The sequence below is a fragment of the Pseudomonas sp. GM18 genome (genome assembly GCF_000282195.1).
Lineage (GTDB): Bacteria > Pseudomonadota > Gammaproteobacteria > Pseudomonadales > Pseudomonadaceae > Aquipseudomonas.
On the sequence record NZ_AKJT01000042.1, the window covers coordinates 52,532 to 73,722 of the forward strand.

19 protein-coding genes and 1 pseudogene are annotated in these 21,191 nt (G+C 60.7%); 10 read left to right on the plus strand and 10 right to left on the minus strand.

All coding sequences use genetic code 11. From position 1 onward, the window contains the following. Positions 1 to 16 precede the first annotated feature (16 nt). Positions 17 to 964, minus strand: a complete 948-nt coding sequence (locus tag PMI21_RS15225; protein ID WP_007937966.1) for a choline ABC transporter substrate-binding protein — start codon at positions 962 to 964, stop codon at positions 17 to 19. A gap of 437 nt (positions 965 to 1,401) precedes the next feature. Between PMI21_RS15225 and PMI21_RS15220 the strand changes: the two genes are divergently transcribed. Beyond that, on the plus strand, positions 1,402 to 2,778 hold the full coding sequence (locus PMI21_RS15220; RefSeq protein WP_007937967.1) for an L-serine ammonia-lyase: 1,377 nt from the start codon (positions 1,402 to 1,404) through the stop codon (positions 2,776 to 2,778). Between the two features lie 560 nt (positions 2,779 to 3,338). Next, positions 3,339 to 4,442, plus strand: a complete 1,104-nt coding sequence (locus PMI21_RS15215) for a GlxA family transcriptional regulator (RefSeq protein ID WP_007937970.1) — start codon at positions 3,339 to 3,341, stop codon at positions 4,440 to 4,442. A gap of 128 nt (positions 4,443 to 4,570) precedes the next feature. Here PMI21_RS15215 and PMI21_RS15210 read toward each other — a convergent pair whose 3' ends face one another. The 6 genes from PMI21_RS15210 to PMI21_RS15185 form a co-directional block, all read right to left on the minus strand. Beyond that, the gene (locus PMI21_RS15210; protein WP_007937979.1) at positions 4,571 to 4,834 is read right to left on the minus strand and encodes a hypothetical protein; all 264 of its coding nucleotides are present in this window, start codon (positions 4,832 to 4,834) and stop codon (positions 4,571 to 4,573) included. A 371-nt stretch (positions 4,835 to 5,205) separates the two neighbouring features. Further along, the gene (locus PMI21_RS15205; RefSeq protein ID WP_007937981.1) at positions 5,206 to 6,369 is read right to left on the minus strand and encodes a gamma-butyrobetaine dioxygenase; all 1,164 of its coding nucleotides are present in this window, start codon (positions 6,367 to 6,369) and stop codon (positions 5,206 to 5,208) included. Positions 6,370 to 6,382: 13 nt separating this feature from the next. After that, complete coding sequence (locus tag PMI21_RS15200) at positions 6,383 to 6,859, minus strand: thioesterase family protein (protein ID WP_007937984.1); 477 nt, start codon at positions 6,857 to 6,859, stop codon at positions 6,383 to 6,385. A 77-nt stretch (positions 6,860 to 6,936) separates the two neighbouring features. Further along, positions 6,937 to 7,902 (minus strand): L-carnitine dehydrogenase, encoded by a 966-nt coding sequence (locus tag PMI21_RS15195; protein ID WP_007937985.1) that lies wholly within the window; start codon positions 7,900 to 7,902, stop codon positions 6,937 to 6,939. A gap of 141 nt (positions 7,903 to 8,043) precedes the next feature. Continuing rightward, positions 8,044 to 8,931 carry a 3-keto-5-aminohexanoate cleavage protein gene (locus PMI21_RS15190; RefSeq protein ID WP_007937987.1) on the minus strand — a complete coding sequence of 296 codons (888 nt, stop codon included), beginning with the start codon at positions 8,929 to 8,931 and terminating at the stop codon, positions 8,044 to 8,046. 101 nt (positions 8,932 to 9,032) lie between these two features. Next, a complete protein-coding gene (locus PMI21_RS15185) occupies positions 9,033 to 9,977 on the minus strand; it encodes a choline ABC transporter substrate-binding protein (RefSeq protein ID WP_007937989.1) in 945 nt (314 codons plus the stop codon). Between the two features lie 210 nt (positions 9,978 to 10,187). Here PMI21_RS15185 and PMI21_RS15180 point away from each other — a divergent pair, with 210 nt between their 5' ends. Further along, the gene (locus PMI21_RS15180) at positions 10,188 to 11,135 is read left to right on the plus strand and encodes a GlxA family transcriptional regulator (RefSeq protein ID WP_007937991.1); all 948 of its coding nucleotides are present in this window, start codon (positions 10,188 to 10,190) and stop codon (positions 11,133 to 11,135) included. 27 nt (positions 11,136 to 11,162) lie between these two features. Here PMI21_RS15180 and PMI21_RS15175 read toward each other — a convergent pair whose 3' ends face one another. The 3 genes and pseudogenes from PMI21_RS15175 to PMI21_RS15165 form a co-directional block, all read right to left on the minus strand. Further along, positions 11,163 to 11,579: a DUF3010 family protein gene (locus PMI21_RS15175; protein ID WP_007937993.1), complete on the minus strand. Its 417-nt coding sequence runs from the start codon at positions 11,577 to 11,579 to the stop codon at positions 11,163 to 11,165. Between the two features lie 32 nt (positions 11,580 to 11,611). Next, a pseudogene (locus PMI21_RS15170) lies at positions 11,612 to 11,842 on the minus strand (helix-turn-helix domain-containing protein); the annotation flags it as partial. Between the two features lie 10 nt (positions 11,843 to 11,852). Continuing rightward, positions 11,853 to 12,254 carry a lysozyme inhibitor LprI family protein gene (locus PMI21_RS15165; protein WP_007937997.1) on the minus strand — a complete coding sequence of 134 codons (402 nt, stop codon included), beginning with the start codon at positions 12,252 to 12,254 and terminating at the stop codon, positions 11,853 to 11,855. Positions 12,255 to 12,490: 236 nt separating this feature from the next. Here PMI21_RS15165 and PMI21_RS15160 point away from each other — a divergent pair, with 236 nt between their 5' ends. The 7 genes from PMI21_RS15160 (at position 12,491) to PMI21_RS15130 (ending at position 21,033) form a co-directional block, all read left to right on the plus strand. Continuing rightward, the gene (locus PMI21_RS15160; protein ID WP_007907542.1) at positions 12,491 to 13,468 is read left to right on the plus strand and encodes a dipeptidase; all 978 of its coding nucleotides are present in this window, start codon (positions 12,491 to 12,493) and stop codon (positions 13,466 to 13,468) included. Between the two features lie 79 nt (positions 13,469 to 13,547). Next, positions 13,548 to 14,078 carry a DUF5943 domain-containing protein gene (locus PMI21_RS15155; protein ID WP_007926354.1) on the plus strand — a complete coding sequence of 177 codons (531 nt, stop codon included), beginning with the start codon at positions 13,548 to 13,550 and terminating at the stop codon, positions 14,076 to 14,078. Positions 14,079 to 14,093: 15 nt separating this feature from the next. Beyond that, on the plus strand, positions 14,094 to 16,154 hold the full coding sequence (gene dgcA, locus PMI21_RS15150; protein ID WP_007938000.1) for a dimethylglycine demethylation protein DgcA: 2,061 nt from the start codon (positions 14,094 to 14,096) through the stop codon (positions 16,152 to 16,154). Positions 16,155 to 16,304: 150 nt separating this feature from the next. After that, complete coding sequence (dgcB, locus tag PMI21_RS15145; RefSeq protein WP_007938002.1) at positions 16,305 to 18,254, plus strand: dimethylglycine demethylation protein DgcB; 1,950 nt, start codon at positions 16,305 to 16,307, stop codon at positions 18,252 to 18,254. Next, positions 18,254 to 19,474: an electron transfer flavoprotein subunit alpha gene (etfA, locus tag PMI21_RS15140; protein WP_007938005.1), complete on the plus strand. Its 1,221-nt coding sequence runs from the start codon at positions 18,254 to 18,256 to the stop codon at positions 19,472 to 19,474. The genes dgcB and etfA overlap by 1 nt, the downstream gene beginning before the upstream one ends. Before the next feature lie 15 nt (positions 19,475 to 19,489). Then, positions 19,490 to 20,260, plus strand: a complete 771-nt coding sequence (gene etfB, locus PMI21_RS15135; protein ID WP_007938007.1) for an electron transfer flavoprotein subunit beta — start codon at positions 19,490 to 19,492, stop codon at positions 20,258 to 20,260. Positions 20,261 to 20,466: 206 nt separating this feature from the next. Next, entirely contained in the window at positions 20,467 to 21,033 is a 567-nt protein-coding gene (locus PMI21_RS15130; protein ID WP_007938009.1) for a GNAT family N-acetyltransferase, read from the plus strand. The last annotated feature ends 158 nt before the right edge of the window (positions 21,034 to 21,191 follow it).

Genomic DNA, 21,191 nt, shown 5'->3' on the forward strand with positions numbered 1-21,191 from the left:
CGCCCGGCGTAAGCGATTACTGTGCGAGCTTGGCTTTCACGGCCTCCAGGCCAGGTTTACCGTCAATGGTGGTTACGCCAGCCAGCCAGGTATCGAGCACCTGTGGATTCTTTTTCAGCCAGGCCTTGGCGGCCGCTTCAGGCTTCATTTTGTCGTCCAGGATGTTGCCCATCAGAGAGCTTTCCATGTCGACGTTAAATTCCAGGTTTTTCAGCAGTTGGCCGACGTTGCTGCACTCTTGGGTATACCCCTTGCGAGTGTTGGTCGCAACTGTTGCGGCACCGAAGTCCGGGCCGAAGAAATCATCGCCACCGGTCAAGTATTGAATCTTGAAGCGCTTGTTCATCGGGTGCGGTGCCCAGCCGAGGAACACCACGGCGGTGTCGCGTTTTTGCGCACGGTCGACTTGCGACAGCATGCCCGCTTCGCTGGACTCGACGACTTTGAAACCGGCGGTTTTGAGACCGAAGGCGTCTTTGTCGATCATGCTCTGGATCAGACGGTTGCCGTCGTTGCCTGGCTCGATACCGTAGATCTTGCCGTCGAGTTCTTTCTTGAATTTGGCGATGTCGGCAAAGTCATGCAGCCCCTTGTCGTACAGCGCTTGTGGCACGGCGAGGGTGTATTTGGCGCCTTTGAGGTTGGTGCGCACGGTTTCCACGGTGCCGGCATCCCGATAGGCCTTGATGTCGTTTTCCATGGTCGGCATCCAGTTACCCAGGAAGACGTCCATGTTCTTGCCGTCGGCCAGGGACTTGTAGGTCACCGGCACGGAAATCATCGTGGTCTTGGTCTTGTAGCCGAGGGCGTTGAGCACAACGCTGGTGGTCGCGGTGGTCGCGGTAATGTCCGTCCAGCCGACATCGGAGAAGTTTACGGTGCTGCATTGGGCCGGTTCTGCGGCTTGAGCCAGGAACGGCAGACTCAGCATGGCGGCCAACAACAACGACGGGGAACCTTTCATAGGGGCGACTCCTAAGTGTTTTTTTTTGGCAGTGTTCCGACTGGACCACCGCACTTATCTGTTGCGGTTGGATGGCGTTTTGGAGACAGCTCCACCACAGCGCCTTGCAATCGAGTCGATACGATCATGTACCAGTGAAAATCTGACGCCTACAGGGTGCGTCGTAACCAGTACAGGGAGGGTCGCATCCAGTGTCGGTGACGTCGTTTACAGCTTTTTTCAGCCCGATTTGTCCCTCTGGGCCGCAAAAAAACGGCGAAAACATTGCGTAAGAGACCCGCGACGCTAGTGGGCATGAGTGCGTCGGTGTGAGACGTTGAACGACATGGTAAAAGCCTGATGATGCGGCCATCTCGACGGATTGCAGCTTGAGCGTAGCAGCTCCGTCACTGGGCGCTTTTGCGCCTGGAGCAGGCACATCCAGGAGTTCAGCAGTAATGGCTATCAGCGTTTTCGACCTGTTCAAAATCGGCATCGGCCCTTCCAGTTCGCACACCGTGGGGCCTATGCGCGCCGCGGCGCTGTTCGTGCAAGATTTGCGCGAGCGGGGACTTCTGGAGCAGGTGTGTCGCGTCGAAGTTCAGCTTTATGGATCGCTCTCGGCCACCGGCATCGGCCACGGCAGCGACAACGCGGTGATCATGGGGCTGATGGGCGAGTGGCCCGACGCAATCGATCCGTCGCAAATCGGCATCCGTATAGAAGCCATGCGTGAAACCCAAACGCTATTGCTCGACGGCCGCTTGTCGGTCCCGTTCATCTGGGCCCGGGACATGCGTCTGATCGACGAGAACCTGCCGTTCCATCCGAACGCCATGACCCTGGTTGCCGAAGGCGATCACGGCGAGCTGCATCGCGACACCTACTATTCCATCGGTGGCGGTTTTGTTGTCGACGAGGCGCAAGCTTCCAGCGGCGTTGTGGATCTGGACACCACCGTGCTGCCTTATGACTTCTCCAGTGCCGTCGAATTGCTCAGCCTGTGCAAGAAGCACAATCTGCGCGTAGCCGAATTGATGATGGCCAACGAGAAGGTCTGGCGCAGCGAAGAAGAGATCCGCAGCGGCCTGATGAAACTCTGGCGCGCCATGCAGGATTGTGTGGAGCAGGGCCTCAAGCATGAAGGCATCCTGCCCGGCGGCCTCAATGTGCGCCGTCGCGCAGCCAAGTTGCACCGTAGCCTGCAAGAGCTGAACAAGCCCAACGTGATCGGCTCGACGTTGAGCGCGATGGAGTGGGTCAACCTGTTTGCGTTGGCGGTCAATGAAGAAAACGCAGCCGGCGGGCGCATGGTCACGGCACCGACCAACGGTGCAGCGGGGATCATTCCGGCGGTGTTGCACTACTTTATGAAATTCAGCGAGGCAGTGACCGACGCCAACGTGGTCGATTACTTCCTCAGTGCCGCGGCGGTGGGGATTCTGTGCAAGAAGAACGCCTCGATCTCCGGTGCCGAAGTCGGTTGCCAGGGCGAAGTCGGTTCGGCTTGCGCCATGGCGGCGGCCGGGTTGGCGGAGGTTCTCGGTGCCACGCCGGAGCAGCTGTGCAACGCGGCGGAAATCGGCCTGGAACATAACCTTGGCCTGACCTGCGACCCGGTGGGTGGGCTGGTGCAGGTGCCGTGCATCGAGCGCAATGCGATTGCTGCGGTGAAAGCGATCAACGCCGCGCAGATGGCGCTGCGGGGTGACGGCCAGCACTTTATCTCGCTGGACCGGGTGATCCGCACCATGCGTGATACCGGTGCCGACATGCACGACAAATATAAAGAGACATCGCGTGGTGGGTTGGCGGTCAGCGCGGTTGAGTGCTGAGACCGAGTTGACTAGTGGCGAGGGGGCTTGCCCCCGTTCGGCTGCGCAGCAGTCGTAGAGATTTCAGGGCCGCTGCGCGACCCAACGGGGCGGTGCGGCGGTCCGACAAGCCCCCTCGCCACAAAGACCTCATGTGCCAGTCAAAACTGCGCACCAAGTGAACACTCGCATCAAAACGCGCCACCTTTTGGCGCGTCGCAAACAGGTAAGCCTGCCTCCCCGGTCAGGGGGCCAGTTCAAGCCCTGACCGTCCGTCGCCCGTGCCTGCGGTGACACTCTTTGCCGGCCCGTCGCAGACCTGTTCCCACAAGTGCTACCGATTTGCTCACACGCAACGGGGGCACGGGTTTGGGGCCTCTGATGGCACTTGTAACCTCTTATCTCTGCGCGCCATATCTAGACGCATCGCGACGTCGTTTTCAGGAGTTATTGAACGCGTATTCAATTTAGGCATGGCAATTGCTCTGTCATTACAAAGCCCGTCTCCCACGCGAGAACGATGGCAATAAAAAGAGCCTCCGCCTGAGGCCATCACCCGCTTTGTGTGAGGAGATACCGCGATGACGACGTTCAACTCCGGGGCCCAACCCCAGAACCGTGCGCCTCAATCCATCGGCTTTTTGCTGCTGGACAATTTCACGCTGATTTCTCTGGCCTCCGCAGTAGAACCCCTGCGCATGGCCAACCAATTGTCCGGCCGCGAGCTGTACCGCTGGACCACGCTCACCGTCGATGGCGGTCAGGTCTGGGCCAGTGATGGTCTGCAGATCACCCCCGACGCCTCCATGCACAAAGCACCGCCCCTGGACACCGTCATCGTCTGCGGCGGCATCGGCATTCAGCGCACCGTAACCCGTGAGCATGTGTCGTGGCTGCAAAGCCAGGCGCGTCAGTCCCGTCGTCTCGGCGCGGTCTGCACAGGCAGCTGGGCCCTGGCGTGCGCCGGCCTGCTGGACGGTTTCGATTGCAGCGTGCACTGGGAATGTCTGGCGTCGATGCAGGAAGCCTTCCCGCGGGTGGCCATGAGCACCCGGCTGTTCACCCTCGACCGTAACCGCTTCACCAGCTCTGGCGGCACCGCGCCGTTGGACATGATGCTGCACCTGATCAGCCGCGATCATGGCCGTGAACTGTCGGCCGCGATTTCGGAGATGTTCGTCTACGAGCGTATCCGCAACGAGCAGGATCACCAGCGCGTGCCGCTCAAGCACATGCTAGGCACCAACCAGCCGAAGTTGCAGGAAATCGTTGCGCTGATGGAAGCCAATCTCGAAGAGCCGATCGACCTCGACGAACTGGCGGTGTACGTCGCTGTTTCGCGTCGTCAGCTGGAGCGGCTGTTCCAGAAATACCTGCACTGCTCGCCGTCGCGTTACTACCTGAAACTGCGCCTGATCCGTGCTCGGCAATTGCTCAAGCAAACGCCGATGTCGATCATCGAAGTGGCGTCGGTATGTGGGTTCGTGTCCACGCCGCACTTCTCCAAGTGCTACCGCGAATACTTCGGCATTCCGCCGCGTGACGAGCGCGTAGGTTCCAACACCACGCAACAAGTGGCGATGATGCCGCTGCCACAAGCACTGGTGCTGTCGCCGTTGTCCGGGCCGCTGTCGGCGTTGAGCCAGGCGCGCAATGAGTCGACGTTTGCCAGCGTAAGGCTCTAAAGCCGAGGCGCCTTCAGAAAAGATCGCAGCCTGCGACAGCTCCCACAGAGGTTGCGTATGTTCGTGAAATAACGGATATACGCAACTTCTGTAGGAGCTGCCGCAGGCTGCGATCTTTTGATCCTCTATCAGGCGCTACGGCTTTGCTGGTACTCCGCCAGCGCCGGCAACAACTGCTTGTCGATCGCCTGGCGCACCGCCGGCAGGATGGTCGCGCTGCTGGTGTACATCTGCTTGACCATGGTCCGCAGCGTCATCGCCCGTTCATCGTTCAAGCCTCGCACTGCACACTCGCAAGCCTGCTCGGCTGTAGAGCCGCTCGGTACTTGAAAACCCAACGATTTCAGTTGGCCCAACAGGTCTTCCTGGTCAATCAAATCGGCGTGCATCATGACGCAATCCTTCTTCAGGGAACGGTGTCGTGGCTCGATTCTGGTAGGGGCTGTGGGCATCGGCAAGGACGATTTGTCGCAATGGCCGCAATACCTATGAACAGGTCGCTTTCGGCTAACTTGCGAAAGAGGGGAGTAGGCACACTGGACTCAGCTGGCATCACGAAGGTTTGGTCACCCTCGCGCAACAGCTCCTCAACAGTACCCTCCTCAGCTCCGATCTTGTCACGGCTTGATCGGGGTTTTTTTTGCGTTTTGAAAAGCAAAAGATCGCAGCCTGCGGCAGCTCCTACAGGGGTTGTGTACACCCCTGAAGTAACGGATTACTCGGTTCCTGTAGGAGCTGCCGCAGGCTGCGATCTTTTGGCGGTCTAGCGTTGCAACACCAAAATGCGCGACAGCAATTCATCCCGGTCGACATAGCAACCCTGGAAATGCCGGGCACCGGTGGCGGGGTCGAAGGCGTTGCGGGCGTGGAGGGTGCGGCGGTTGTCGAAGCACCACAACTCGCCGGGGTTGAGCCGCGTCATCACCCGGAAACGCGTCTCGCGGGTCATCGCAATAAAGCGCCGGTAAGCGCGATACAGCCTGGGCATCTGCTCCACCGAAGTATCGAATGGCCCACGCAGAAAGTTCGCCATGCGGATTTCCGACACCTGCCCGAATGCATCCAGCGCGATGATCGGTGCCAGGCAGCGGTAGTCGCTGTGGCGGTCCTTGTTGCGGAACTCCACGGGGATTTCACACAAGGCTTGAAACGCCTCGGGATCCTCCTGGCGCAAGGCTTGGGCGATGGCAAACCCGTCGACGAAAATACTCTCGCCACCGTCGGCGTCATTCACCAGGCAATGCAGAAATTGCAGCCCCGGTTGCAACTCCCGGGTCGGCAAATCGCTGTGCAGTGGCAGGTTGAAGGCGGTGTAGGCATTGCTGTCGGCATCGGCCTTGGATTGCACGTTGAACAGCACGCCGAAATTGCTCTCGCGGATGAACGAAATCCGCTGGGCGATCAGCTTCAGCGAGCCCGGCTCGGTGGGCACGTCGCGCACTTGAGTCAGGCCGATATCGCGTACGGCCAGCAGCCATTGCAGCAAGGCGTCGTTGTTATCCATCAGGGCCTGGTATTCGAATACTGGTAGCTGCAAATCGCTGTGCCAGAGCCTGGCTTTCGGTTTGCCGGACTGACGTTCAGCGCGGGATTCATCGTCATAGGCGTGGGCCCGCAGCCAGCCCGGATCGAAGCGACTGAGGTGGCCGTCCTGCCAATCGACGCACAGACAACCTTCGGCATCGACCGTGGCGTTTTCAGGCGTCAGATGCTCTGCGACATCGACGATTTCCAGCACTTGCTCGCGGGTCACCGTGTAGACGCACAGTGGGCACGGGCAGTTGTCCCGCAGCCATTGATGATGAAAAGGGCTGATCCGACCGTCCGCCCACTTCACTTGAATGCGGTCCGCCAGGGTGTGCACGGCGGTCAACGCGCTGATCAACGGATAGGTGCGGAAATCGGCAAAAGCGGCGGCGGTGTTCATGGCGGGTTCCTTGTTATTTTTCGGGGGGTAATGCAATCACTCGGCCGATCCAGGCGGGTGCGGGCAAGTCGGTTTGTTCGGCGACAATGGCCTGCAGCTTGCTCAAGGTTTCTTCGCTGAACGGTGCGGATCGCGGTCCGGCGAGGTCAACGTGCAGCAGCATTTGTTCATTGCCCGCCAGCTCCTTGTCGCCGCCCACCAGATGCAGGCTGTGGTAGAGGTGCAGGCGCTTGCGGTCGTGGCCGATGATCTGGGTATGCACCTCGACGTCGGCATCGAGCTTCACTTCGTGCAGGTAATTGAGGTGCAGTTCGAGGGTGAACAGCGAGTTGCCGCTGGCCTCGCGGTTGTTGCTGTCCATACCCAGCCGATCCATCAACGCGTCGGTGGCGTAGCTGAAAATCAACAGGTAGAAGGCATCGCGCAGATGGCCGTTGTAGTCGACCCAGTCGGGGATGATTCTGGTTTGGTAGGTGGTGAGGGGGGGCATGATTCTCTCCAGGCATGAGCGGGGGATGATCGTTCCCACGCAGAGCGTGGGAACGATCAGACGATCTGTGCGAAGGGTTATTCGCTGAAGGCCATCCCATGCTTCTCTTTGGTGGTTTTCACCGCCTCCAGCACCGCCAGCAAGCAATCGTCACGATAGCGCTCCAGCGCCGAGATGCTGTGTTTGCCCAACTGATCGCTGGTGCCGTCCACCACATCATCAATCAACTTGTCGGTCAGCTCCGGTGCTGGCAGATACGTCCAGGGCAACTGCAACGCCGGCCCGAACTGCGCCATGAAGTGCCGCATGCCGGCATCGCCACCCGCCAGGGTGTAAGTCAGGAAGGTACCCATGAACGACCAGCGCAGGCCTGCGCCAAAACGAATCGCGTCGTCGATTTCACCGGTGGTCGCCACGCCGTCGTTGACCAGGTGCAGCGCTTCACGCCACAACGCTTCGAGCAAACGGTCGGCGATGAAGCCCGGCACTTCCTTGCGCACATGCAGCGGACGCATCCCCAGGGATTCATAGACTTTCATCGCCGCTTGCACCGCTTCTGGCGCGGTGTTCTTGCCGGCGACCACTTCCACCAACGGCAGCAGATAGACCGGGTTGAACGGGTGCCCGACCACGCAGCGCTCCGGGTGTGTCGAGTTCTCGTAAAACTCGCTCGGCAACAGTCCCGAGGTGCTGGACCCGATCAACGCATTGGGCTTGGCCGCCGCGCTGATTTTGCTGTGCAGCTCCAGTTTCAGCTCCAGACGCTCAGGGGCGCTCTCCTGAATGAAATCTGCGTCGCGAACGCATTCTTCGATGGTGGCGACAAAGCGCAGCCGATCCTGCGATGCGCCGGGTGCCAAGCCTTGTTTCTCCAGCGCGCCCCAGGCATTGGCGACACGTTTGCGCAGCGCCGCTTCGGCACCGGGCGCCGGGTCCCAGGCCACCACATCGAGGCCGTGGGCGAGGGCGCGGGACACCCAACCGCTGCCGATGACACCGCTGCCCAGTGCTGCGAAGGTTTTGATATCAGTGATAAAGCTCATGGCGACTTCCTGAATTAGGCTCAAAAAAATGTGGGAGCGAGTCTGCACACGATGACTCCGGTACAACCGATGCGTCTTCTGCGGCAGGACAACCGCCATCGCGAGCAGGCTCGCTCCCACAGGGGGAAAGGGTGATTGGGGTCAGCCGCGCTTGGTCAGGCCCATTTTCTTGCGGCCTTCAGCCGGGGTCAGAACGCGGGCGCCGAGGCGGCTGAGGATTTCCGAGGCGCGTTCGACCAGTTGGCCGTTGGTCGCCAGTACGCCCTTGTCCAGCCACAGGTTGTCTTCCAGACCGACCCGCACGTTGCCACCGAGCAGCACGGCCTGTGCGGCCATTGGCATCTGCATGCGACCGATGCCGAACGCGGCCCAGACCGCGTCGGCCGGCAGGTTGTCGACCATGGCTTTCATGGTGGTGGTATCAGCCGGCGCGCCCCACGGGATGCCCAGGCACAGCTGGAACAACGGGTTATCCAGCAGGCCTTCCTTGATCATCTGCTTGGCGAACCACAGGTGACCGGTGTCGAAAATTTCCAGCTCAGGCTTAACGCCCAGCTCTTGAATTCGCTTCGCGCCGGCCCGGAGTTGCGCCGGGGTGGACACGTAAATGGTGTCGCCGTCGCCGAAGTTCAGGGTGCCGCAATCCAGGGTGCAGATTTCCGGCAGCAATTCTTCAACGTGGGCCAGACGGGTCAGCGGGCCGACCAGATCGGTGTTCGGGCCGAACTCCATCGGGTTCTCGCCTGCGCCGATTTCCAGATCGCCACCCATGCCGGCGGTGAGGTTGACGATGATGTCGACGTCCGCCTCGCGGATGCGCTCCATCACTTCGCGGTACAGCGCCACGTCACGGCTGAACTTGCCGGTTTGCGGGTCGCGAACGTGGCAGTGGACCACGGTAGCGCCCGCCTTGGCGGCTTCCACGGCGGCCGCGGCAATTTGTTTCGGGGTGACCGGCACGTGTGGGCTCTTGGCGGTCGTGTCGCCAGCACCGGTGAGTGCGCAGGTGATGATGACGTCGTGGTTCATGAGGCGGTTTCCTTCAGACTTGAGTTTTTTTGACAGAGCTTGGGCGTGGCGATCCCGCTCGCAGCCCGCATCGGGCTGCGAATCGGTGGTTCATTTCGGTTCTATTTGCTGGTCAGCTTCAGGTTTTCAGCGGCCGGTTTGCCATCGAATGTGGTCACGCCTTCAAGCCAGCGTTGCTTGTCTTGCGGGTGATCCTTGAGCCACTGTTTGGCCGATTCGAAAGCGTCCTTGTGATCGAGCAGCGGCTGCATCATCCGGCTCTCGTCTTCGGCGGTGAACGTCAGGTTGCTCAGCAGGCGACCGACGTTCGGGCATTGCTGCGCGTAGTTTGGCGAGGTGACGGTCCAGACCGTGGCCATGCCTTCGTTCGGGCCGAGGGCGTCGTCGCTGCCGGTGAGGTAGGTCATCTTCACGTTGACGTTCATCGGGTGCGGCGCCCAGCCGAAGAACACCACGGCTTCCTTGCGGCGTACCGCACGATCCACTGCCGCCAGCATGCCGGCTTCGCTGGACTCGACCAGCTGGAACTTGCCGAGGCCGAACTGGTTCTTGGCGATCATTGCCTTGATCTGGGTATTGGCGCCCGAACCCGGTTCGATGCCGTAAATCTTGCCGCCCAGTTCTTTTTCAAACTTGGCGATGTCGGCGAAGGTTTTCAGGCCCTTGTCGGCAAGGTAAGTCGGTACCGCGAGGGTGGCGCGGGCGTCCTTGAGGCTTGGCGCTTCAAGCACTTTGACCTGCTTGGCATCGACAAACGGCGTGATGGTCTGCGTCATCAGCGGGTTCCAGTAGCCCAGGAACAAATCCAGGCGCTGGTCGCGAATGCCGGCAAAGACGATTTGCTGGGAGGCGCTGGTTTGTTTGGTGCTGTAGCCGAGGCCGTCGAGCAGGACCTGGGTCATGGCGCTGGTGGCAATAACGTCGGTCCAGTTCACTACGCCCATGCGCACGTTCTGGCACGACGCGGGTTCGGCCGCCATGACACTGGCGCTCAAGAAAGCGGTACCGCTGAGTGCAAGAACACAGCTGCTGATCAGTCGTTTCATGTCGGGGTTCCTCGGCAGGTCGTTTATTGTGGGTTCCGGTGTCTGATGCGCCGGTGATGCCAAGTTACGCAGCAAAGCCCCCGTGAAAACGCACTGCGGCGACCAGCTCTTGCACTGCGGCGACCTGCGCACTTGAATGCTGCTGGCAAGTGGCGTATCAACGTCCACACGCTTCCCGCCCTCTCGTTACCCGCCAACCGAGTGCGCTCCATGTCCCAGGATTTCTACTTCTTGTTGATGCCGGGTTTTTCGGCGATCGGTTTTATCTCGGCCATCGAGCCGCTGCGGGTCGCCAATCGCTTTCGCGGCGAGTTGTACCGCTGGCATGTATTGAGTGCCGATGGCGGGGCGGTGCTGGCCAGTAACGGTATGTCGGTCAACGCCGATGCGGCGCTGGAGCCGCTGAAGAAAGGGGCGACCCTGTTGGTAGTCGCCGGTTTCGAACCGCTGAAGTTCGCCACCCAGGCCCTGGAACACTGGTTGCGCCGCCTGGACAACGAAGGCGTGACCCTCGGCGCCATCGACACCGGCAGCTTCATCCTCGCCGAAGCCGGCTTGCTCGACGGTCATCGCCTGACCCTGCACTGGGAAGCCATCGACGCCTTCAAGGAATCTTATCCACAGCTGAGCGTCACCCAGGAACTGTTCGAAATCGACCGTCGGCGTATCACCTCTGCCGGCGGTACCGCCTCTATTGATCTGATGCTCGACCTCATCGGTCAGGCCCATGGCCCGGAACTGGCGATTCAGGTCAGCGAACAATTCGTACTCGGGCGCATCCGCCCGCGCAAAGACCACCAGCGCATGGAAGTCGCCACGCGGTATGGCATCAGCAACAAGAAACTGGTGCATGTCATTGGGGAGATGGAGCAGCACAGCGAACCGCCGCTCAGCACTTTGGAGCTGGCGGAATCGATCAAAGTGACCCGGCGTCAGCTAGAGCGCCTGTTTCGCCTGCACCTGAACGACACGCCGAGCAATTTCTATCTGCGGTTGCGGCTGGAAAAGGCGCGGCAACTGCTGCGCCAGACGGACATGAGTGTGTTGGAAGTGAGCATTGCTTGTGGGTTTGAATCGCCGTCGTATTTCACCCGTAGTTATCGGGCGAGGTTTGAGCGGTGCCCGCGGGAGGATCGCCGACAAAGCCAGAAGGCCTGAAATCGACCTCCTACAGGATTTGTGTCGTTACTTCTTCATCAGTGCCGAGCAGGCTGCTTTGTAAGCCTCATGCTGATACTTGTTCAGCGTACCCGGCAGTTCAAAGTCGAACTTCTTGTGCTGCGCATTGATCGTCTGCGGCGACAGCAGCACCACCTCGCAATTTTCCAGCAACTGGAAAACCCCTTCGATCTTGAATGTGGTCGGCCCACCGGCGAACTCGCCTTTCTTGCTGCGCTTCTTGATCGCGATCCGGTCGATTGAATTCTCGCGAACAAACGATGCGACCTGAGCGGCAAAGACTTTGACGTTGGCGGCTTCGTCGTCATCGTCGAGGGCGATTTTCTTGGCGGCCAGCGCGACGTGGGTCAGCCCCTGATCGTCGAGGGAGGCCACGGCAAGGATTGCTTCGCTGCCTTTGATTTCGATACCGCAGATTTTCATTTCAATCCCTTTTCCTGATGCTGGCGTTCAGCTTACAGCTCTAGTTGATTGGCGGTGATGCCAAAAGCCGCGGCAATTTTCTCACGGGTGGCCTTGCGAGGCTTGGCGACAGTTTCCTGCTGGGCAAAGGCTGGTTGAGAGATGCCCATACGTTTGGCCACTTCATCCTGCGTAAGGTTCAGGTGTTCACGCCAGGCGCGAACAGGGAGTGCTCCATCGACGATGCGGCTGACTACTTCGTGTGGGATCAAATGATTTTCCATTGTTATGTTTTTATTCCTGCCCAATCGACTCCAAAAACTCCGACCGCTCGTCACTCATCCGCGCCACGCAATCATTTTGCGCAATGTTGAATGCCTTGCTACCGCTCGTCGCCGGAAACGCTTCCACTGCGCAATCGGCGTCACGGGTTTTCAGCCACTGCTGTTGCGCGGTCTTGATTTTGGCGGTGATGTCGGCCAGTTGCGCCTTGTTACTGCCGTAGCGCGTTTGCATGCGCTCGTTCAGGCCTTGGTAGTTGTCGCTCAGCAGCTGTTCGGCGGTGTTTCTGCTGTAAGCCGAGCATTCCAGGGTCTGGACTTCGTTTGCGACGGCGTCGCAGGGGTTGTCGTCGGCCTCTTCGGCCGCGTGTACGCCGGTCGCTATCAGTGCCAAAACCAGGAAGATCGATTTCATTGCGTCGCCGCCCCTAAATTCAGTAATGCATCCAGTGATGCGGCGAATTCTGGCCCATGCGAACGGGCTTGAACAGGTAGGCAATCACGTCGGTTGGCGACCCTTTGTCGCGGATTGACGCTTTCGGCAATTCCCCTGTCGTTTTTGCACCCGGCTGCCCCGTCCCTCAGGCATATGCTGGCCCCAAAGCGCCGGCACACGATTCGGCGCATGAATCGCTAATAGGGGACTGCCTGATGAGCCCAGCCGAATTACACGCCGACAGCATCGTTATCGACGGCCTGATTATTGCCAAGTGGAACCGTGAGCTGTTCGAAGACATGCGCAAGGGCGGTCTGACCGCGGCCAACTGCACCGTGTCGGTGTGGGAGGGCTTCCAGGCCACCGTCAACAACATCGCCGCCAGTCAGAAGCTGATTCGCGAGAACAGCGACCTGGTGATCCCGGTGCGCACCACCGCCGACATCCGCAAAGCCAAGGAGCAGGGTAAAACCGGCATCCTGTTCGGCTTCCAGAACGCTCACGCCTTCGAAGACCAGATCGGTTATGTCGAGGTCTTCAAGCAGCTGGGCGTCGGTATTGTGCAGATGTGCTACAACACCCAGAACCTGGTGGGTACCGGCTGCTACGAGCGCGATGGCGGCCTGTCGGGTTTCGGTCGTGAAATCGTTGCCGAGATGAACCGCGTCGGCGTCATGTGCGACCTGTCCCACGTCGGCTCGAAGACCTCCGAAGAAGTCATCCTCGAATCCAAGAAGCCGGTGTGCTACTCCCATTGCCTGCCGTCGGGTCTGAAAGTGCACCCGCGCAACAAATCCGATGAGGAACTGAAGTTCATCGCCGATCACGGCGGTTTCGTCGGCGTGACCATGTTCGCGCCGTTCCTGGCCAAGGGTATCGATTCGACCATCGACGATTACGCCGAAGCCATCGAATACACCATGAACATCGTCGGCGAAGACGCCATCGGCATCGGCACCGACTTCACCCAGGGCCATGGCCAGGACTTCTTCGAATACCTGACCCATGACAAGGGCTACGCCCGCCGTCTGACCAGCTTCGGCAAGATCATCAACCCGCTGGGCATCCGCACCGTGGGCGAGTTCCCGAACCTGACCGAAACCCTGCTCAAGCGCGGCCATTCCGAGCGAGTGGTGCGCAAGATCATGGGCGAGAACTGGGTCAACGTCTTGAAAGACGTTTGGGGCGAATAAGCCGCCGCACCTGAAGAATCCTTTCCCCCGGCCGTCCGTGCCGGGGGCAACACAACAAATTTTCTGGAGTTAAGTTTCCATGGCCAAGATCGCCCCGCAATTGCCAATCGAAGTCGACAGCGAAACCGGTGTCTGGACCTCTGATGCCCTGCCGATGCTGTACGTGCCGCGCCATTTCTTCGTCAACAACCACATGGGCATCGAGGAAGTGCTGGGCGCCGACGCCTACGCCGAAATCCTCTACAAGGCCGGCTACAAGTCCGCCTGGCACTGGTGTGAAAAAGAAGCTGAATGCCACGGCCTGGAAGGCGTTGCGGTGTTCGAGCACTACATGAAGCGCCTGTCGCAGCGCGGCTGGGGCCTGTTCAAGATCCAGGACATCGACCTCGACAAAGGCACCGCCAGCGTCAAGCTCGAACACTCCGCATTCGTCTACGTGTACGGCAAGGTCGGGCGCAAGGTCGACTACATGTTCACTGGCTGGTTCGCCGGCGCCATGGACCAGATCCTGGCCGCTCGCGGCAGCAAGATCCGCACCGTCGCCGAACAAGTCTACGGTGGCTCCGAAGAAGGCCACGACGACGGTTTGTTCACCGTCAAGCCGTTGTAAGTCGAGGAACCCGCCATGGCTTTCGAAGCAATGTTCCAGCCGATCCAGATCGGCAAACTGACCATCCGCAACCGCGTGCTCAGCACCGCGCACGCTGAGGTCTACGCCACCGACGGCGGCATGACCACCGACCGGTACGTCAAGTATTACGAAGAGAAAGCCAAGGGCGGGATCGGCCTGGCGATTTGCGGCGGTTCCTCCAGCGTGGCCATCGACAGCCCGCAAGGCTGGTGGAAGTCGGTCAACCTGGCCGACGACCGGATCATTCCGCACTTCCAGAATCTGGCCGATGCCATGCACAAGCATGGCGCCAAGATCATGATCCAGATTACCCACATGGGTCGCCGCTCCCGCTGGGACGGCGAGCATTGGCCAACCCTGCTGTCGCCGTCGGGCATCCGTGAACCGGTGCACCGCGCGACCTGCAAAACCATCGAGCCGGAAGAAATCTGGCGGGTGATCGGCAACTACGCCAGCGCCGCGGCGCGTGCCAAGGCCGGTGGCCTGGATGGCGTCGAGCTGTCTGCCGTGCACCAGCACATGATCGACCAGTTCTGGAGCCCGCGGGTCAACAAGCGTACCGACGAATGGGGCGGCAGCTTCGAGAACCGCATGCGTTTCGGCCTGGAAGTGATCAAGGCTGTGCGCAAGGAAGTCGGTCCGGACTTCTGCGTCGGTATCCGTATCTGTGGTGACGAATTCCACCCTGATGGCCTGAGCCATGAGGACATGAAGCAGATCGCCAAGTACTACGACGACACCGGCATGATCGACTTCATCGGCGTCGTGGGCTCGGGTTGCGACACCCACAACACCCTGGCCAACGTTATTCCGAACATGAGTTATCCACCGGAGCCGTTCCTGCACCTGGCCGCCGGTATCAAGGAAGTGGTGAAGGCTCCTGTGCTGCACGCGCAGAACATCAAGGACCCGAACCAGGCAACCCGTATTCTGGAAGGCGGTTACGTCGACATGGTCGGCATGACCCGCGCTCACATCGCCGACCCGCACCTGATCGCCAAGATCAAGATGGGCCAGGTCGACCAGATCAAACAGTGCGTGGGCGCCAACTACTGCATCGACCGTCAGTATCAGGGTCTGGACGTCTTGTGCATCCAGAACGCCGCGACCTCCCGTGAATACATGGGCGTGCCGCACATCATCGAGAAATCCACCGGGCCGAAGCGCAAAGTCGTGATCGTCGGTGCCGGCCCTGCCGGGATGGAAGCGGCTCGTGTATCCGCCGAACGTGGCCACGACGTGACCCTGTTCGAGAAGAAAGAATTCATCGGCGGGCAGATCACTACCGCGTCGAAAGCCCCGCAACGGGACCAGATCGCCGGTATCACCCGTTGGTTCCAGCTGGAACTGGCGCGTTTGAAAGTCGACCTGCGCCTGGGCGTGGCGGCGGATGCGGCGACCATTCTCGACCTGCGTCCGGACGTCGTGGTGCTCGCTGTCGGCGGCCATCCGTTCCTGGAGCAGAACGAGCACTGGGGCGCGGCTGAAGGCCTGGTGGTCAGCAGCTGGGACATCCTCGACGGCAAGGTGGCGCCAGGCAAGAACGTGCTGGTCTACGACACCATTTGCGAGTTCACCGGGATGTCGACGGCCGACTTCCTCGCCGACAAGGGCAGCCAGGTCGAGATCGTCACTGACGACATCAAGCCGGGCGTGGCCATCGGCGGCACGTCGTTCCCGACTTACTACCGCAGCATGTACCCGAAAGAAGTGATCATGACCGGCGACATGATGCTGGAAAAGGTCTATCGCGAGGGCGACAAGCTGGTGGCGGTACTGGAAAACGAATACACCGGCGCCAAAGAGGAGCGGGTGGTGGACCAGGTGGTCGTCGAGAACGGCGTGCGTCCGGACGAAGAAATCTACTACGCCATGAAGGAAGGCTCGCGCAACAAAGGCCAGATGGACATCGAAGCTTTGTTCGCGATCAAGCCACAACCTTCGCTGAGCCAGGCGGGCGACGGCTACTTGCTGTTCCGCATCGGCGACTGCGTAGCCCAGCGCAACACCCACGCGGCGATCTACGACGCGTTGCGGTTGTGCAAGGATTTCTAAGCCACTGAACTGATCGTTCCCACGCTCTGCGTGGGAATGCCTCAATGGACGCTCTGCGTCCGCTCTTGGTGTGACGCGGAGCGTCACGGGCTGCATTCCCACGCAGAGCGTGGGAACGATCATAGACCCCGAGGTCTTTGGGAGCTCCACATGTTGAACACCCTTCTTCCAATCCTGTTGTTCGCTGCCCTGGGCCTGGCTGTCCTGGGCGCGTTGCGGCGGGTGGCTATGTGGCGTCAGGGCCGGGCTTCGAAAGTCGACCTGATCGGCGGTCTGTTCGCCATGCCCAAGCGTTACATGGTCGATTTGCACCACGTCGTCGCACGGGACAAATACATCGCCAACACCCACGTCGCCACGGCTGGTGGTGCGGTGGCGTCCATTGTGCTGGCGATTCTGGTTCACGGTTTCGGCCTGCATAACCGCATCCTCGGTTATGCGCTGCTGTTGATGACGGCGGTGATGTTCGTCGGTGCGATCTTTGTCTTCCTACGCCGCCGCAACCCGCCGGCCCGGTTGTCCAAAGGCCCGTGGATGCGCCTGCCGAAAAGCCTGCTGGCGTTCTCGGCGTCGTTCTTCCTGTTGACCCTGCCGGTGGCGGGCATCCTTCCGGAAAACTTCGGTGGCTGGGTACTGGCGACGATTCTTGGAATTGGCGTGCTGTGGGGCGTGTCGGAACTGTTCTTCGGCATGACCTGGGGCGGGCCGATGAAGCACGCCTTCGCCGGTGCCCTGCACCTGGCCTGGCACCGTCGCTCTGAGCGTTTTGATGGCGGTCGCTCCACCGGCTTGAAACCGCTGGATCTGAATGACCCGAACGCGCCGCTGGGCGTGGAAAAACCCAAGGATTTCACCTGGAACCAACTGCTCGGTTTCGACGCCTGCGTGCAGTGCGGTAAATGCGAAGCCGCGTGCCCGGCGTTCGCCGCCGGCCAGCCGCTGAACCCGAAAAAACTGATTCAAGACATGGTCGTCGGTCTGGCCGGTGGTACGGATGCCAAGTTTGCCGGCAGCCCTTACCCAGGCAAGCCGATTGGTGAGCACGCCGGCAACCCGCATCAACCGATCGTCAACGGTCTGGTGGACGCTGAAACCCTGTGGTCCTGCACCACCTGCCGCGCCTGCGTCGAGGAGTGCCCGATGATGATTGAGCACGTCGATGCCATCGTCGACATGCGCCGCCATCTGACCCTGGAAAAAGGCGCGACCCCGAACAAGGGTGCCGAAGTCCTGGAAAACCTGATCGCCACCGACAATCCGGGCGGCTTCGCTCCGGGCGGGCGGATGAACTGGGCGGCGGATTTGAACCTGAGCCTGCTCAGCGAGAAGAAATCCACCGACGTGCTGTTCTGGGTCGGCGACGGTGCCTTCGACATGCGCAACCAGCGCACCCTGCGTGCCTTCGTCAAAGTGCTGAAAGCGGCCAAGGTCGACTTCGCAGTGCTCGGCCTTGAAGAGCGCGACAGCGGTGACGTGGCCCGGCGTCTGGGCGACGAGGCGACGTTCCAGCTGTTGGCCAAACGCAACATCCAGACCCTGGCCAAATACCGCTTCAACCGCATCGTCACCTGCGACCCGCACAGCTTCCATGTGCTGAAAAACGAGTACGGCGCCTTCGATGGCAACTACCTGGTGCAGCACCACAGCACCTACATGGCGGAGATCATTGGCGAAGGCGCCCTGAACCTCGGCCAGCACAAAGGCAACAGCGTGACTTATCACGACCCGTGCTACCTCGGCCGCTACAACGGCGAATACGAGGCGCCGCGCGAAGTGCTGCGCGCCCTGGGCATCGAGATCAAGGAAATGCAACGCTCCGGCTTCCGTTCGCGCTGCTGCGGCGGCGGTGGCGGTGCGCCGATCACCGACATTCCGGGCAAGCAACGGATCCCTGACATGCGCATGGAAGACATCCGCGAAACCGGCGCCGAACTGGTGGCCGTGGGTTGTCCACAGTGCACCGCGATGCTTGAGGGTGTGGTCGAACCACGGCCGTTGATCAAGGACATTGCCGAACTGGTGGCTGATGCGCTGCTCGAAGACGCCGCGCCGGGAAAGCCTTCGGCACCGGCCAAACGTGAACCTGCGGAGGTGCATTGATGAGCGACATTATCCGCCGCGATCCTCGCGCTGAATGGATCGCCCGCAACCGTCTGCACCCGCTGCACGCGGCCATGCAACCGGCGCAACACAGCTGGATGGGGCCTAACGGCGTCATCCGCAAGAACCCCCACGGGATCGGTTTTATCGGTCCCAACGGGATCAAACGGATCGACCGCAGTGGCGCTCAGCAGGGCGGGGCGACTAAACGCTCGGCCGCGGTTGAAGTGCAATTGCCGTTGCATCAAGTGGCTGCGCCTGCGTTCTACATCAGCGTGGTGCCGGACATGGTCGGCGGCCGCTTGAGCAGCCACGACCGCGATTTGCTCGGCCTGGCCCATCAGTTGGCCGGCAAGGACGGCGCAGTACTGGCCGTGGTCTTCGGTGAACACAAGGAAAACGCCTTTGCCACGGCTGGCGTTGACCGCTTGCTGGTACTGGAAGGTGACGAATTCAGCGGTTATGCACCGGAGCAACGCGTCCAGGGTCTGCGGGCTGTGGATAACCAGTTCAGCCCGCGTCACTGGTTGCTGCCGGACAGCCGCAGCGGTGGCGGCGAACTGGGTCGGCGCTTTGCTGCCGCACTGGGCGAACGCCCAGCCACACGGGTCTGGCAGGTCAAGGATCAAGAGTGTATCGGTCGTGCCGGTGCCGGTTTACAGGACCTTGCGCGGCCGGTGGCACGCTTGATTCTGGCGGCTGCCGAATGCGCCGAACCGGTCAGCGAAACCCGTCACGAAGTATTGCCGGTGGAGTTATCCACAGCGGTCGCCCGCAGCCTGTCGCGGATCGAAGATCTGGGCGCGGTGGCGGTGGACCCGGCGGCGATTCCGATGGCCGAAGCCGAGTTCATCTTTTCTGGCGGCAACGGGGTCAAGGACTGGGGACTTTTCCACAGGACGGCCGAAGCGCTGGGCGCGACCGAAGGTGCGTCGCGGGTGGCGGTGGACGATGGTTTCATGGCACGCGACCGTCAGGTCGGCGCGTCCGGCACCTGGGTCACCGCACGGGTTTACGTGGCGGTGGGGATTTCCGGGGCGATCCAGCACCTGCAAGGCATCGGTGCCTGCGACAAGGTGGTGGCGATCAACCTCGATCCGGGTTGCGACATGATCAAACGGGCCGACCTGTCGGTGATCGGCGAGAGCGCCGAGATTCTTCAAGCCTTGATCGATGCGGTAGAGGCTTACCGCAACGACGCCAAGCGCGATGCGGCTTAAGGGAAGGAAAGGGTTATGAGCACGAAAATCATCAGCCTGGTGTCCATCGGCGCCCACCCGACCTCCGGCCGGCCACGCCGCGCCGAGCAGGACGCGCGGGCCGTTGAACTGGGTCTGCAACTGGCTGGGGATAACCTGCAAGTGTTGCATGCCGGCGACGTCGCGGAACCGGCGCTGCGTGCCTATCTGGGCATGGGCCTGGAACAGTTGCATGTGCTGGAACAACCGGTCGGCGCAGATGCGCTGCCAGCATTGACCGCTTATTTGCGTGACGCCGGGGCGCAGGTGGTGTTGACCGGCAGCCAGGCGGAAACCGGTGAAGGCTCGGGCATGTTGCCGTTCCTGCTGGCTGAAAGCCTCGGCTGGCCGCTGGTGGTGGGTTTGGCGCAAGTCGAATCCATCGACGGCGGTTCGGCGCTGGTGCTGCAGGCCTTGCCTCGCGGTCAACGCCGTCGTTTGAAAGTGCGCCTGCCGTTTCTGGCGACTGTGGATAACGCCGCGCCCAAGCCTCGGCAGAGCGCCTACGGTCCGGCGCGACGCGGGGTGTTGCAGGCGGATGAAGTGGAAGTGGTCGACGATGAACTGCTGGCGGTGGCCACGCTGCAACCGGCCAAGCCACGACCCAAACGCTTGAAAGTGATCAAGGCCAAGAGCGGTGCCGACCGCATGAAGGCCGCGACGGCCAAGGCCAGTGGCGGCGGTGGGCAAGTGCTCAAGGGCGTTACCGCGCAGGCGGGCGCTGAAGCCATCCTCAAGTTGCTGATTGAAGAAGGCGTAGTCCGCTGACAAGTAGTCACCATCGATGTGGGAGCCTGTGTGGCGAGGGGGCTTGCCCCCGTTGGGCTGCGCAGCAGTCCTGAAATCTCTGATGTACCAAAGATCCTGTGAGTGCTACGCACTCAAACGGGGGCAAGCCCCCTCGCCACAAAGTGCTCCTGACGTGCTGGAGACGCAGGTCTGAAAACCATCTCACCGAAGTTAATGGGGAAATAATGGAAGTTGAATTTCGTCCGGCATTGCGCACGGATGCGCGGGAGATTGCCCGTTTGTTCCAGATTTCGTCAGAGGGGGCTTCGGATTACATCTGGAGCCAGCTGGCGGAGCCCGGGCAGGATCTGCTGGAAGTGGGGACCGTTCGTTACGCCCGTGAAGATGTCGATTTCTCCTATCAGAACTGCCTTGTCGCAGAGGCTGACGGACAGGTCATCGGCATGATGCACAGCTATGTGATGCGTCACGATCCGTCGGCGGCTCCCGTGACTGATCCGGTGCTGGCGCCTTACGCCGACATGGAAGTCCCCGATACCCTTTATATTTCGAGCCTGGCCCTGCATGAAGGCTGGCGCAACAAGGGCTTGGGTGTGCGCTTTCTCGAGCATGCTCAACAGCGAGCCGATCAACTGGAGCTCGAAGGCCTGAGTCTGATCGACTATGCAGCTAATACTGGGGCTCGACGTTTTTATGAGCGCCATGGTTTTGGGATCGTCAAAACCTGCCAGGTTGTTCCTCATCCGATGATTCGGGTGACGGGTGATGCCTATCTCATGTATCGGCCTTAAGAGGCCGGTTTTGATTGTGTACATATCCTTTACTGCGGTAATGGCGGCTGGCGGTTTCGCTCTTACAGCGAGTCACTTTCGAAAAGCGCGAAAGTAACCAAAGCGCTCTTGCCCCTTTCGTTCGGTGCCTCGCTTCGGCTCGGCATGCCCTCGCTCCG